The organism is Winogradskyella endarachnes (assembly GCF_009741275.1).
In the GTDB taxonomy this organism is placed as follows: Bacteria; Bacteroidota; Bacteroidia; order Flavobacteriales; family Flavobacteriaceae; genus Winogradskyella; species Winogradskyella endarachnes.
Genome location: NZ_WOWS01000026.1, coordinates 1 through 660 on the forward strand (window position 1 = coordinate 1; position 660 = coordinate 660).

Genomic DNA, 660 nt, shown 5'->3' on the forward strand with positions numbered 1-660 from the left:
GCACACATAAACCTCTAAAACATTTTGTCTATAAAGGACTTTTATCTGAGTGGACTCCAGAACAAATATCTGGAAGAATCAAAGAGCTTTATCCCAATGATCCTATAATGTCTATTTCTCATGAAGCTATCTACAGGCATATTTATACAAGACCACAAGCTAGTTTAAATAAAAAACTAATTAAACTTCTAGTACGTAAAAAAACAAGACGTAGACCGCCTAAAAAAAGACGTGGTACTGGAAGCAAAATAAGCAACCAAGTCGGTATTGACAATAGACCTAAGCACATTGAACTTAGACAAGAAATTGAACATTGGGAAGGTGATTTAGTAATAGGTAAAGGTCAAAAATCTGCAATAGGAACAATCGTAGAACGTAAATCTAGATACACTTTAATCATTAAATTAAGCAGTAGAAAAGCTGATGAAGTGGCTAAAATGTTTTCTAAAAAACTAAATCAACTTAATAAAAAACTTAGAAAATCTATGACTTACGATAACGGAATTGAAATGGCCAAACACCAAAAAATAACCCAAAACACTGGCATGAAAATTTACTTTGCGCATCCCTACTCTTCTTGGGAAAGAGGTACAAATGAAAATACAAATGGACTCATTAGAAGATACCTGCCTAAAGGAACTGACTTTAATCAAATTGATG

Annotated in this window: 1 protein-coding gene; it reads left to right on the forward strand. The window is 32.9% G+C overall.

Annotated elements, in window-relative coordinates; all coding sequences use genetic code 11:
• Positions 1–660, forward strand: a 660-nt coding sequence (locus GN138_RS15880) for an IS30 family transposase (RefSeq protein ID WP_157364975.1), incomplete at both ends; no start/stop codon positions are given.